This window comes from Aequorivita lipolytica (assembly GCF_007997135.1).
Lineage (GTDB): Bacteria > Bacteroidota > Bacteroidia > Flavobacteriales > Flavobacteriaceae > Aequorivita > Aequorivita lipolytica.
Map to the genome: position 1 here is coordinate 39,577 of NZ_VORU01000006.1, position 12,126 is coordinate 51,702.

Sequence of the window (12,126 nt, forward strand, 5' to 3'; positions counted from 1 at the left end):
TTCAGAATACGAATGCCCAATATGGCAACGGTACCGGTCTGATTTTCCATTTTGTTTGGGGGATGTCCCACAATCCGCCGCCACAATCAGGACAGGCATAAATACTTTTTTCGCCGATTTGTTTTACATGTTCATAATCCACTACTACTCTTTCAGCAATTTCAGATTCTATAATTACATCTTGTGGGGCAGCAATTTCCTCGGGGTTGGTTTGGGTAATTTCAAAAATTGTCTCACCCATTTGGTGGAGTGGCATGCAGTAATCAACTTCCATGTTATTGAGAACTGACAAGGGCATGTCTGGATATTCTGCTTCGTTAGGGTCTTGTACCATGCAGGTTCCTCCACTTCTTTTAATTGCTAACATGCCTGTAGTTCCGTCATCAAGCGAGCCTGTTAATACAATCCCAATAACTCGTGTACTGTATGCGGCAGCGGCTGAACGGAACAATACATCAATGGAAGGGCGCCAACGATTTTCCTCAGGGCCGCGACCAAGAATAATTTTATTTTTCTTAACGAGTAAATGTTGATTGGGTGCGGCAACGTAAATATGACCTTTTTCTATTGAAGCATCTTCTGCTACTTCACATTTTAAAGAGGTATGTGGTTGAAGTCGATGCACTAAAAAATCGCTGATACTTGTGCGTGATAAGTGCATCACGATAAAAAAAGCCGCATCCATATTTTCTTTCAATTGCGAAACCAATTCTATCAAGGCATTCATACCGCCAGCCGAAGTGCCAACAACAATAATAAATTTAGGTGTTTTCATTTTTTAAATTTTTTTATAATCATTAAGAATGCTGCCATTGATTTGCAAACGAATGAGACGATAAAAAAAGTGCCCTAGTCAGTTTTATATTAGCAAGGTTCCTTAGAAGGCATGCAGCCTGGAAATAAACTTAATACCAATCATGTTTCTTTCAAATATACCAAAAATTCAATCCTTTTTATCGCAACACAAACCCAATATATTTAAAGCCAAAGAACTTATCCCATAACTTCCGTTATAATTTTTGGGCGGCAAGCGGTGCAAAAAAAGTTCGGACAAAACTTTGGTTCCCTCTTTAAATGGGCAATAGAGACGTAGGTTTTCGAGGGATGTGTTTTAAAATTGAAATCGAAGATAAAGTTAAAACACTGAATTTCTAATTTTTAATCGCTAAGGGGAGTGTTTCCAGATGTTGGGTTACTCACTGTAGCAAAGGACACAGAGGTAAGCCCGAGCCAACTTAGAGTTTTCTATTCTAGAATAATCTTCTTTATTGAAATTCCATTTTCGGTTTCAATTTTTAAAAAATAGATCCCTCTTTTATTTGCTGAAAACTTGGTTTTATTTTTTGTCGTGTTAAAAATCTTATTTCCCAAAATATCATAGGCTGAAATATTTATTATTTCAGAATTAGATTCGATTGTTAATTGCTCATTTACAGGTAACGGATTGGGATATATTATAATATTGTTCAATTTATTGTAATCACCAATGGAGAGTGCAGCACCATCACCGTGTACAACATTTGATGGGAGCGATTCGCCCGATGGATTTATGTAGACTGCCGTTACATAATAATCACCTTCCCCATAGGTTACATCTTCATAAGTTGTAGTGGTGAAAAACACCATAAAATCTTCCTCAAAATACAGATTGTAACCCACTAATTCAGATTCAATACCTGACACGTCTGGCGCATCGAATGAATAGTAATATACCGTATCTCCTGGGTCGTAACCTGGGCCACAAGTGTCTGGCCATGCATAACAAAATTGAATATCGAAGTTTGTTGGACTTGGGAAATCCTGTCCATAAGAAAGGTTTGAAATAACGATAAAAGTGAAAAGATATAGTAGCGTTTTCATATGAACATATTTTTGGTTTAAAAAATGATAGTACAAGTTACAATTTAAGTCTTTTTTAACGTTAATTAATGCAGGTTAATTGGAACTAATTAATTGGTTTAGTTCTATTTGCGCTAACAGGTACATACTTCCATCCACCCCTGTCTATTCCAAATATATCAAAAATTAACTATGTACTCTAACTCGAGCCTTCTCTATAATAACAATTTACTCACGCTTTTAATATTATATATTGTGTTAGTGAATTGCCAATTATAATTTAGCTAATTATGACGCTTCAACAATGGCGATTTGCTCTTCGGTTAGGTTATGGCGTTGATATACTGGCTTGCCTATTTGGGTTGTGAAAGTTAATCGCTGCAAAGGCACTCCCTCTCATAATATTCATCTCCACTCTTGTAATTTTGGGTCATATATTCTCTCCTTATTGAATAGGTCGAAAAGTTTTAACTCGTAATCCGTATCAGTCAAACTATATTCAATCTTATTCGCAAAGTATTTCTCTAATAAGTTCAAATCACCATCAATATTTATTGTTTCTAAACCGCTTGGATATTTAGAGTAACGGTTTTTATAATTTTCAGCTTCGGTTGAAATTTTCTGTCCAACACTTTCTGTTATGTGGTCATAGGTCTTAATTGTAAATAAATACAGAACCATATTTATAAATCCAAACCAAGCAATGGTTTCTGCATATGTCCGAACTTTCGAGTCCTTATTGCTCCCCCAATACCAACGAGCTATCAAAGCTGCTACACCCATTGCTATCATAATTGTCCAAAATGCGGCAAGACCTGTTAAGGTCAACATGAGTAAACCAATGGAACTTAAAATGTAAAGAATTGCCTTCTGAAAACCTAAGAGCGAGGAACCTACCTTGTTAACCTTAAATGACTGGATGATATTTCTTCTTTCTTCTTTTTCCGATTTGCTTAACTTGTTTATTAGATCATTCAGAGTATTTACATTAATGTTTATTTGCCCTAAATTTAAATTGAGCTGCTGTGCTCCAATTTGTTTATTAATTTTCGCTGCCCACTTGTATTGTTTTTTTTTGAAAATAAATGTGTTGTCTGCTACTATTGAAACAAACTTTTGTCCAAAGATGTCAATTGGATATGCTACAATTATTTGTTCCCATTTAATCTCGTCCTGGTTTGTGGTTCTGTCCCAAATGCCATTTTCATTAATTATAATTTGAGGCCTTTTATCAAAAATTTGAAAAAGTCCTACTGGAATACCAAGGCCGAAGAAACAAACACCAAACCAACCCATTATGTAATTAATTGTTCCTGGAGAATCTTGCGTTATCATCCATATTCCAATCACTACAAACGGAATAGTCAATCCAATAATTTTCAATCCTTTGGCCGTCGTTTTATATAGTTTTATTTCCTTCATTTATAGTTTCACTGGCTTTCGTCGTGGTCTTATTATATCCCTACTAACATACATATATACTTCACACCACACTTGTCTATTTCAAATGTATTAAAAAAATTAACTATGTATTCGAACTCGTTGCGTCCTCTATAATAGCAATTGAAATTGAAGTTGAAGTTGAAAAATCCATCTGTGGAGGACACGCGTTTCAAATGCATACCAGCTTGGTATTATAAATTCATAAAATCAGTGACTGAATAACGTAAAGGAAGATTAATAAAAATTGCTCTCGTTTATTTTTTACTAGCGCGAACGTCTCGCTCGTGCCGGAAATGCTAGGTTACTCACTGAGCCGAAGGACACGGGCGAGACACCCGTACCAGCGGGAGTAATTTTTATTAAAGTATATTGTCAAAACAATTCAATGAATATATTGCATTTTCCGGTATTATCCAGTTAGTAATGGTATTTGAATAATCAATATCGTCCACCTGAACACACTCCAAAGTAGTATTGTTAAGCCCAAAAAAGAATATCAATATTTTATCATTACTGTTATTTCTAACATTAACTGTTTTCAAATTATAATTGCACACGCCTTTAATTACCACAAGATTTGTGTTTTTGGAAAGGTCTAGTGTAGCAATTTTTGTGGTTCTTATATCTAGATGTGTCAATTTGGTATTTGGGCTAAGATCTATTTCATAAAAGGGATTGTTTCCGCAGTTAAGACTTTCTAAACTAAGATTGTTACTCATATCGAGCGTGTTTAACTTATTATTTGCGCAATTCAATGCTATTATATTTACAAATTTCTCGATTCCGGTTAAGCTTTCAATAGTATTAAAGGAAACATCTATAGCGCCTTTATATGCCGTGGCTTCTTCAAAACTAATTTCATTGTCTTTGTTTGTATTAATATCAAAATTGTTCAATATTATTTCTTTAAGGACCATATCTTCAAAATGCACGAAGGGCCCATCACCTATGGTATATTTAAAATATTTGTTTTCTTCCTGCAAATTTTCTTCCTCCGGTAAGCTGTCTTTGGAGCAGGATATTGTTAAGAAAGGTGCCAAAAATAAGAGAAATAATAGCTTTGAAGTTTTCATAGTTTTATTTTTTTAAGTTCAACGTTGTGTTTATGCTTATTGACTGGTAAACAAAATATTGCTATAAATATAAGCAGCATTTTTTGATTTCTTCACTCATCGAAGAGCACGGGCGGAACGTATGAGCCAGCGTGGAGTATTTATTATTGAAAATAATTTTTTCTAATATTGAAATGCGAACGGATTTACTTGGTCAATAGTATGAGGAATTTCATCTGTAAAGCCATCGGTTTCGATACCATTTTTTTTCATAATCCATCGAATTTTAAAGTGTTCAGCGGTTTCGGGTACGCTGTAATAAATTATGGACTTTACATCAATTCCGGTCCAAGAGGTTTCTTCCCAAGGTCCAATGGTACCGCCACCTGGAAGCTGTTCTTCTGGATGGTAGGTGTTTTCTATCCCAAAGTTTTCAATATCGGTTCTTTTCACATTTATTAGTCCTGCAAAGAAATCAATGTTAATAAAATCATTTCCGTCAATTGGATTGGTGTTATTGACAGATATTTTAAACTTAATAAATTTATCGACTTCTATAATAATAGGTTCATTAATTGGATAGTCTGTATATATTCCTGTTCCAGAGTAATCGTCATCTCCTTGATGAACAATTGTAATAAATGCACCTACTTCATTTATTAAGGCTGCTGAAAAATTTCCATTTACGTCTGTGATAACTTCTGTGCGGTCTAACTCTTTAATAGTTGAGAACAAACCAGAACCAGTGTGTTTTCTTGTCATTACAATTACCGATTGGTCAGCAATTCCGTTTCCATCTAGTGCACGTTGGACTGTACCATTGATAGTGGCATTTATAGCATCATCAGAAGAACAACTGATTAATATCAAAAAAAACAGCAATAAAAGATGTGATTTTTTCATGATTTGAGTTTTTTATAATATGAATTATAACAAGCTAATATACTTCATTATACACATGCTTATTAAAATATATCAAACAATTAACTAAGCCCTCTAACTCGTAGCCTCCTCAATATTAGCAATTAAAAATTAAGTTGAAGTTGAAGATGAAGTTGAAAAATTAAGCAGTAGAGAATACGCGTTTCAAACACACAACTGCTTAGGATTATTGATTCATAAAATAGTTATTGAATAACGTAAAGAAAGATTAGTTAAAAATTGCCTTCGTATATTTTTGTGCTAGCGAGTGTCTGGCTCGTGCCGGAAATGCTGGGTTACTCACTGAGCCAAAGGACACGAGTGGGAACCCCAGCGCCAGCGTGGAGCAAAATAATTTATTCCTACTTCTTCTTTTTTTCCTTGAGCTTGTCAATCTGTTCTTGGGCTCTCTTTAATTCTTTTTCTGTGGCAGGGTCGGGCAATTGTTCTTGGGCACCTTCCGGTTCAAAGTCTAAAGATGCGTAATATGGAAAATGATCAGAATCTATAGCCTCCTCCACTCTAATATCTGATACTCTAAATTCTGGCGTCACATAAATATGGTCCAAAGGCCATCTTAACAATGTTTTCTCAGCATTGTAAGTACTGTAAAATCCTCGACCTATTCTTATATCCAGTAGTTCCGCAGTGTTTTTAAAGAGCTTTGAAGTATCAGACCAGGGGATATCGTTTAAGTCCCCAATTACAATTACGGGTATTTCCGATTCCCTTGCTAATCTTGCGGTAAGCATCATTTCAGCATCCCTATCTGTTGAAAGTGGGTTTTCCTGTGGCATTGGTGGGGTGGGATGAATGGCGTAAAGTTGTATCAATTCTCCAGTAGGCATTTTAAATTTTGTATGTATTGACGGTATGGTATCGGTAACCATAAATTTTATTTCGGGATCTATAAGTTCATACTTTGAATATAATAACATACCATAGGTGTTGGAAAGTGGCAGTTCTACACTGTAAGCATACTTTTTACCCAAGCCTTTATTTATAGCTTTTTGCCACAAGCTATCTGCCTCAGTAAAAACCATAATATCTGCATTCAAATTCTTTATTAGGGCGACTAGTTTATGGTTATTTTCATTTTTCTGCAGAACATTTGCAGTAAGTATTTTTACCCTGCGATCTTTTTGGGAATTAGTAGCTGAAAGCACATCTTTTTTATAAAGTGGGGTAAAAGATACTATAACTGAAAATTGATACACAAAACATCCTATTAGGACGGAAAGCAATACAACATCTTTCTTTTTCTGAAAACTAAAAATGATGCTATATAATAATATGGCAAAAAATGTAAGTGCAGTTACTTGAAGATGTGGAAAGCCCCACATGCGTACCCACCAATAATCTGCGGGCAATAATGGCAAAAAGGTTATTATAATAGTTATAACCCCAAACCAAAAAAAGATCTGTCTAAATGCAATTTTTTTCATTGTTGTAGTGCGTTTTTATTCCGTTTTCTTTCTGTTTTTCAAAATTAATAGGGTAATGATATAAATTAATACTATGCCAAAAGGTATTACAACAAATCTGTATTCTGGTAGCAGGTACCAAAGTACAAGAACCAAAACTGTTCTTGTAAGCGCATGGAAAATACCAACCCAATGATTAATAATCCATGAAAATGGTAGCCACATTAGTCCTGTTAAAATTCCTACTGTTAAAGGTAATGACGAATAGTCTATAATAAAAAACGGAATTGCAATTGAATATACCAAAATTGCTTGCCCTACAGTAAAAAAGAACAGTTTGTCAAATTCATTTTTAGGTTTTGTTTTGTCCAGAAAATTCTCGCCCGTAAATTTTGAAATAAACATTCCCAAATACACAATGCAGCCAGTGGCAATGAATAATACCCAAACAGTTGCTTGAATTGGTAGTGTAAGTCCTGCAATGCCAACTATTAACCACGCTATTAAACCAGCTAAAGGTGTTGCTAGGAATTTTCTATTTGCGAACTCAATTCGTTGTTCTTCGAGCGTTCTTTTAGGATGGTTCATTTATTAGTATGGTTGTTGAATTTTTTAGGTTGCATTACCTTGTAAAGCAGGATTTTCTTTTTATGCACCGCTAACATAACCGTCTCGCTCGTGCCGGAAATGCTGGGTTACTCATTGAGCCGAAGGACACGGGCGGGACGCCCGCTACAGCGAGGGTTTTTGGAAAAATACAGACTGGAGGTTCGCGATAGCTAAAAGATTCATTTTTTTGGAGGCTTTAGTCGCTTTATGTCTTCTTCTATTTCCTTTAAGCTTTGTTCTTTTTCTATTACTTTTTGCTGTTGTTTGAATTTCTCATATTCTTCACCTGCTTTCTCCACAGCTTTATTATGACTTATTTTTCCTGCGTGAGTTAAAAGTTCTCTGCCATTTAGTTGCAAAATACTGTCTAGTCTATTTGCCCAATCTTTCATATACATTGGCGTTTGTTGTTGTGCCATAGTTTGAGCAAATGCTAAATATTGTTCTACCAAAAGCCCTAATAGTTTTATTTCATCCTCATCTAAATAATTTTTAGCAATACTTACTTCGGTTTTTTTAATAGCTATTTTTCTCTTTTTATGATAGGAAAGCATACCCATAAGCGGTAACGAGGAGTCTGCACGCCTAAAAACTAATTCTGCTGCGGTTTGCTGGCTTATTGCCCAAAGCAGTTTGTTTTGAACCATCTTGAAAAACTGAATGGTATTTTTATCTTTTGGATCATAATCTATACTGGTAGCGTAAATGTCTTTTATTTTTTGATAGAAGAATTTTTCTGATAATCGTATTTCACGAATACGGTCTTGCAGCTCATTAAAGTAATTCATTGCAGTGCCCGACTTAAAACGGTCATCATTCAAGGCAAAACCTTTAATAATGTATTCTTTTAAACGTTGGGTAGCCCAAATACGAAACTGTGTACCTTGCACCGATTTTACTCTATAACCTACTGATATAATAACGTCTAGATTATAATGTTCTATATCTCTTTCAACTGTTCGAGAGCCTTCGGTCCGAACTTGTCGGAATTTCCGACTAGTTGCTTCTGCCTCCAACTCGTTTTCTGAAAACACGTTTTGAATATGCTCTGTAACAGTACTTCTACCTTTCCCAAACAAGGTAGCCATTTGGTCTTGCGTAAGCCACACCGTTTCTTCTTCTAAGCGAACATCTATTTTAATGTTGCCGTCTTGGTTTTGGTAAATTAATATTTGGTCATCCATTGTCTTGAACTAGTCTTTTGACAGATTTTCTGATGGGCTTTTATTTTTAGTGGTCTTCATTCGCGCTCGTACCAGAAATGCTGGGTTACTCACTGAGCCGAAGTACACGGGCGAGTACAGTTTTTATTCCACGCCTCTTTTCCTCAAATCCATTCTTTCGTGTAAAATTCTTGTTATTTCAACATAGCTTTCGCTTAAAGGTCTGTAGAATATAATATGTCGATTTGCTTTCATTCCCAGAAGTTGCTTTGATATTCCTTCATAGTTTTTTCCTAAATCTGGATTTTCTGCAATTTCTTGGCAATTAGAAATTAGTGAATCGTAATATTTGTCAGCTTGTTGTTCTGACCAAACCTCAAAAGTATAATTCCAAATCTTTGATAAATCCGCAACAGCTTTGTTCGTCAACTTATATTCAGCCATTCGAGTGTTTTTTCGCTTTTAGAGATTCAAGGTGTTTCTTTGGGTCAAAGTCGTGAGCTATTCCACTGTCAATTCCTTCTTGAATTGCGCTTTTCAGAGCAATCACTTTGCTTTCTTCCTCTTCTAAAAGTCTTAATCCTGCGCGTATTACTTCGCTAACATTTTTGAACCTTCCTTCACTTATACTACTTTGAACGAATTGATCAAAATAATTTCCGAGTGATATTGATGTGTTTTTGTTCATTTGATTACAATTTTACTCAAATATACCAAAAATTGGTATTTTGGCAAAATTTTTATCAAATCGTGGGCGCCTTGCGTATATACGCCATCTTGCTCATGTTATTTTAAATACAGTAAAAAAAATATTTGAAGGTATTCAAATGCTTGCATCCGCAGGATGAAGGTGAAGTTGAAGTTGAAGTTGAAACTGAAGTTGAAAAAGCCATCTTTGAAGAACACGCGTTGCAAACACACACCAGCTTAGGATTATAGATTCATAAAATCAGTTACCGTATATCTTAAAGGAAGATCAAAATTGCCTTCGTTTAGTTTTCGCTAGCGCGAGCGTCTCGCTCGTGGCGCAAATGCTGGGTTACTCACTGAGCCGAAGGATACGGGGGAATTGTTTATTGTTTATTGTTTGTCTTCTTATTTTTTTGCTAGCGCGAGCGTCTCGCTCGTGCCAGAAATGCTGGGTTACTCACTGAGCCGAAAGACACGGGGGAATTGTTTATTGTTTATTGTTTATTGTTTGTCTTCTTATTCTTTTGCTAGTGCGAGCGTCTCGCTCGTGCCGGAAATGCTGGGTTACTCACTGAGACGAAGGACACGGGCGGGACGCCCGCGCCAGCAGGGGGTAAAGATTTGATGGTTATTTCAAATATAAACAAACTGCTCATTAAGTAATAGCTCATCTAATTATTCTATATGCGGCTCATCGTTTTTATCTTTTCTGTTTAACCATTTTGCAATGTGTACATAGTTTGTTAATAGTATATAACCAAGAATTATATTCATTCCCGCAATAGCCCAATTAAAATAATCAAATGGTTTCCCGAAAGCTAAATCTTCCATAGCGTTTAAACCATTTGTGGCAACCTGTTTTTTAAAAGCCAGATAACACGAGTGGAGAAAGTCTGGTAGATAATCTATTATTAGAAAGCCACCGATTACTATTAATGCTAATTGCACAATGGTTCGGCTGTTAAAATTGCTAAACACAATACGGTCATCGTCAAAGCCTTTATCTATTTTAAGTAGGTCGATGATTTTGTCGGTTTTTAAAATTAGAAATATGTAAACTAGAAATACGAATACTAAAATCCCTAAAATCCAGAGAAAAGAAAAGGGTTCAAAATCATAAATTATATAACTAATATTTGAGGGGATGTAATAGAATACCGCTAATATTAAGGAATAAAGGCCAAATAGTTTGATTATGATTCGGAAGAAGTCTTTTTTGGTCATAGTTTTTTGAGTGATTTCAATTTAACTTAGAGACACGGGCGGGACGCCCGCGCCAGCGTGAGGTATTTATTTTACTTTTTATCTATTATATTCAAATCATAATAATATTCTTTACCGCAAGAGCACTCTTCTATTAAGCCAGAATCATAGAAATTAACAAAATTCCTTACAGCAAAAATAGCCGTCGTATAGTCAAATTTTATTAGCCTTTGGTAAAGATCTTTATACTTTGTATTCGTTTTTTCAGGTGAAGGTTTTAAATGAATTATATCATTTCTTAAACAAATGATTCGCCGAATAATATTGTCATCTTTTCTATTAACTCTTTTAAACTTATCTTTTTTTATTTCCGGAATTGCCGTGTTGATTTTGTAGTCAAGGGTTAATTTTTTCATTGGTTCTCCGTTTTTATCAATGGGTTGATAATCATCTGTAATTATGCTATTAGCATAAGTTTCAATTGTTGCCTGAAGATTTATAATACAATTAGTTGCTAGCTGAAAAAAAAATCCAAATTTCTTTGGGTCAACTAGCTTTCGATGATTTTTCAGTGTAGGAGAATCTTCTATCAATGTATTTTGGCTTGCAACCAAATTTTTATGACTCATTACTGCGTTTGAGTAAAAAATAGTGACAGGATTTAACTCTGGCAAAACTATTTTTTTCCCAAAATGAAATACATCAAAACCAAAAACTATATTATCATCAAATAATATCATTAAATCATAACCATATTGATCAGAAGTTTTTTTTGAGTTTTCAACTTCAGTTATTATTTTTTGACTTTCCTCTGGTATTACAATGTCTTTTATTACTTCAGAAGGATTAAAGTCAATATCAATATTTGTTGTTGGTTTTAATTTTGTGTGTGTTAGATGCATTTAAAGTTTATTGTTTTTGTTACCGACATGGATGGTATTATCGGGATGGTTTTACAGTTAAAAATGATATATATAGGTACAATTTACATGGAGAACACGCGTAACAAAGGTAAGTTAACGTGGGGTTTATACATCTAATCGTTCGATATATGTATCTAAATTTATTGTACATTGATAGAATTCATAAAGCATTGGACATAGAAAAGACAGGTTTTCTTTTTCTTCAATCATACCTTTTTGATCTAAATAGATATAACCTATTCTCATAAATGCGCATTTCCGAATATCATTCAATAGTCTAATATGGTCAGTTTCCAAGTGAGACATGAATCTAAATAGCTCTTCTATGTGGTCATTGGTCTTTTTTTGGATATTTTTAAAATGTTCTAAATAACTAATTGGAGAAATAGTACCTCTAATCCATAAGAAATCATACGTATCTGTAATTTTATTAAGAAGACAAAATGTTTCAAAATCCGCTTTGGTCAGTCCCCTTTTTACAGTAGGTATGTCAGACGGGGGTTGTATTCCTAAATTAGGTTTTATAATTGTACTTCCGGTATATGCAATATCAAAAGATAACCATTTTGCAGTTGCGTAAATATTTTTTAAATCTCTTTTTTTGGGTAGAGCCACCACCACCTCATAGAATAAATAGGTTACAATATAAGCTAGACTTAAATCATAGGTGACTTCACCAATCTCACTACCTATGTCCCATATTTCAGGCACAGAAACAAAAATGAATTTTATGACTAAAATGCAGCCTATAGCGATAATTAAGATTGTTCGTAGTACAATGTTTTGTTTTTTGGTAGTCATTATATTTGCGCCTATCTTAATTATTTACATATAGCAGTTATTAATCCCCAGGATTATG

Annotated in this window: 14 protein-coding genes; 1 reads left to right on the forward strand and 13 read right to left on the reverse strand. The window is 34.6% G+C overall.

The genetic code is table 11. From position 1 onward, the window contains the following. Position 1 precedes the first annotated feature (1 nt). From ESV24_RS08640 to ESV24_RS08685, 10 genes are all read right to left on the reverse strand, one after another. Positions 2-775, reverse strand: a complete 774-nt coding sequence (locus ESV24_RS08640) for a chemotaxis protein CheB (protein WP_111815926.1) — start codon at positions 773-775, stop codon at positions 2-4. A gap of 470 nt (positions 776-1,245) precedes the next feature. Beyond that, positions 1,246-1,860 (reverse strand): T9SS type A sorting domain-containing protein, encoded by a 615-nt coding sequence (locus ESV24_RS08645; protein ID WP_111815925.1) that lies wholly within the window; start codon positions 1,858-1,860, stop codon positions 1,246-1,248. A 384-nt stretch (positions 1,861-2,244) separates the two neighbouring features. Next, positions 2,245-3,261, reverse strand: coding sequence for an STM3941 family protein (locus ESV24_RS08650; protein ID WP_111815924.1), 1,017 nt, complete (start codon positions 3,259-3,261; stop codon positions 2,245-2,247). Between the two features lie 380 nt (positions 3,262-3,641). Further along, a complete protein-coding gene (locus tag ESV24_RS08655) occupies positions 3,642-4,355 on the reverse strand; it encodes a leucine-rich repeat domain-containing protein (RefSeq protein WP_111815923.1) in 714 nt (237 codons plus the stop codon). A gap of 162 nt (positions 4,356-4,517) precedes the next feature. Beyond that, a complete protein-coding gene (locus ESV24_RS08660) occupies positions 4,518-5,237 on the reverse strand; it encodes a hypothetical protein (protein ID WP_111815922.1) in 720 nt (239 codons plus the stop codon). A gap of 380 nt (positions 5,238-5,617) precedes the next feature. Beyond that, complete coding sequence (locus tag ESV24_RS08665; protein WP_111815921.1) at positions 5,618-6,700, reverse strand: endonuclease/exonuclease/phosphatase family protein; 1,083 nt, start codon at positions 6,698-6,700, stop codon at positions 5,618-5,620. A 15-nt stretch (positions 6,701-6,715) separates the two neighbouring features. Beyond that, positions 6,716-7,267 (reverse strand): DUF7010 family protein, encoded by a 552-nt coding sequence (locus ESV24_RS08670; RefSeq protein WP_111815920.1) that lies wholly within the window; start codon positions 7,265-7,267, stop codon positions 6,716-6,718. Between the two features lie 200 nt (positions 7,268-7,467). Then, positions 7,468-8,472 carry a virulence RhuM family protein gene (locus ESV24_RS08675; RefSeq protein WP_111815919.1) on the reverse strand — a complete coding sequence of 335 codons (1,005 nt, stop codon included), beginning with the start codon at positions 8,470-8,472 and terminating at the stop codon, positions 7,468-7,470. A 123-nt stretch (positions 8,473-8,595) separates the two neighbouring features. After that, on the reverse strand, positions 8,596-8,895 hold the full coding sequence (locus tag ESV24_RS08680; protein WP_111815918.1) for a type II toxin-antitoxin system RelE/ParE family toxin: 300 nt from the start codon (positions 8,893-8,895) through the stop codon (positions 8,596-8,598). After that, on the reverse strand, positions 8,888-9,139 hold the full coding sequence (locus ESV24_RS08685; RefSeq protein WP_111815917.1) for a type II toxin-antitoxin system ParD family antitoxin: 252 nt from the start codon (positions 9,137-9,139) through the stop codon (positions 8,888-8,890). The genes ESV24_RS08680 and ESV24_RS08685 overlap by 8 nt, the downstream gene beginning before the upstream one ends. 125 nt (positions 9,140-9,264) lie before the next feature. On the opposite strand from ESV24_RS08685, the gene ESV24_RS15590 reads away from it, so the two are divergent. After that, a complete protein-coding gene (locus ESV24_RS15590) occupies positions 9,265-9,390 on the forward strand; it encodes a hypothetical protein (RefSeq protein ID WP_262510034.1) in 126 nt (41 codons plus the stop codon). A 426-nt stretch (positions 9,391-9,816) separates the two neighbouring features. Here the strand turns inward: ESV24_RS15590 and ESV24_RS08690 are convergent, their stop codons facing one another. The 3 genes from ESV24_RS08690 to ESV24_RS08700 form a co-directional block, all read right to left on the reverse strand. Then, positions 9,817-10,365, reverse strand: coding sequence for a hypothetical protein (locus ESV24_RS08690; protein ID WP_111815916.1), 549 nt, complete (start codon positions 10,363-10,365; stop codon positions 9,817-9,819). A 71-nt stretch (positions 10,366-10,436) separates the two neighbouring features. Next, positions 10,437-11,246: a hypothetical protein gene (locus tag ESV24_RS08695; RefSeq protein WP_111815915.1), complete on the reverse strand. Its 810-nt coding sequence runs from the start codon at positions 11,244-11,246 to the stop codon at positions 10,437-10,439. 126 nt (positions 11,247-11,372) lie between these two features. After that, positions 11,373-12,068: a hypothetical protein gene (locus ESV24_RS08700; protein WP_111815914.1), complete on the reverse strand. Its 696-nt coding sequence runs from the start codon at positions 12,066-12,068 to the stop codon at positions 11,373-11,375. Positions 12,069-12,126 lie beyond the last annotated feature (58 nt).

Excerpts from the sequence above, each read along its gene's own strand:
- ESV24_RS08640 (WP_111815926.1), bottom strand. The coding sequence starts at position 775 with ATGAAAACACCTAAATTTATTATTGTTGTTGGCACTTCGGCTGGCGGT.
- ESV24_RS08645 (WP_111815925.1), bottom strand. The coding sequence starts at position 1,860 with ATGAAAACGCTACTATATCTTTTCACTTTTATCGTTATTTCAAACCTT.
- ESV24_RS08650 (WP_111815924.1), bottom strand. The coding sequence starts at position 3,261 with ATGAAGGAAATAAAACTATATAAAACGACGGCCAAAGGATTGAAAATT.
- ESV24_RS08655 (WP_111815923.1), bottom strand. The coding sequence starts at position 4,355 with ATGAAAACTTCAAAGCTATTATTTCTCTTATTTTTGGCACCTTTCTTA.
- ESV24_RS08660 (WP_111815922.1), bottom strand. The coding sequence starts at position 5,237 with ATGAAAAAATCACATCTTTTATTGCTGTTTTTTTTGATATTAATCAGT.
- ESV24_RS08665 (WP_111815921.1), bottom strand. The coding sequence starts at position 6,700 with ATGAAAAAAATTGCATTTAGACAGATCTTTTTTTGGTTTGGGGTTATA.
- ESV24_RS08670 (WP_111815920.1), bottom strand. The coding sequence starts at position 7,267 with ATGAACCATCCTAAAAGAACGCTCGAAGAACAACGAATTGAGTTCGCA.
- ESV24_RS08675 (WP_111815919.1), bottom strand. The coding sequence starts at position 8,472 with ATGGATGACCAAATATTAATTTACCAAAACCAAGACGGCAACATTAAA.
- ESV24_RS08680 (WP_111815918.1), bottom strand. The coding sequence starts at position 8,895 with ATGGCTGAATATAAGTTGACGAACAAAGCTGTTGCGGATTTATCAAAG.
- ESV24_RS08685 (WP_111815917.1), bottom strand. The coding sequence starts at position 9,139 with ATGAACAAAAACACATCAATATCACTCGGAAATTATTTTGATCAATTC.
- ESV24_RS08690 (WP_111815916.1), bottom strand. The coding sequence starts at position 10,365 with ATGACCAAAAAAGACTTCTTCCGAATCATAATCAAACTATTTGGCCTT.
- ESV24_RS08695 (WP_111815915.1), bottom strand. The coding sequence starts at position 11,246 with ATGCATCTAACACACACAAAATTAAAACCAACAACAAATATTGATATT.
- ESV24_RS08700 (WP_111815914.1), bottom strand. The coding sequence starts at position 12,068 with ATGACTACCAAAAAACAAAACATTGTACTACGAACAATCTTAATTATC.